This window comes from Treponema sp. R6D11 (genome assembly GCF_054786075.1).
Map to the genome: position 1 here is coordinate 1 of NZ_BDHD01001458.1, position 268 is coordinate 268.

Genomic DNA, 268 nt, shown 5'->3' on the forward strand with positions numbered 1-268 from the left:
GTTCTTTTCATTGGGGGGAATTGGAACGATTACCACCCGTTTGTTGGTAACTGCGCTGTTTGCTTCCCGCATAATCAAAGTACGATTTGCCTTTTCCATAAAAGTTTATTTCTGTTTTTTTCTTTTTGTCGTTCTTGAACTCCTTGATAATTACCCTGTTGTATTTATTATCATCTTTATCGAACAAATCTTCGTCCTTCGCCTCGTCATGTTCGTCCCAAATTAAAATGGAAGGTAAAAAACTTTTTGCTTTTTCAATGTCTTTTTG

At 35.8% G+C, this 268-nt stretch carries 1 protein-coding gene; it reads right to left on the reverse strand.

Translation table 11 applies throughout. The features are described 5' to 3' along the window. Positions 1-7 precede the first annotated feature (7 nt). Positions 8-268: hypothetical protein (locus ACYVTD_RS19115; RefSeq protein ID WP_461249155.1), on the reverse strand; the 261-nt coding region annotated here is incomplete at its 5' end.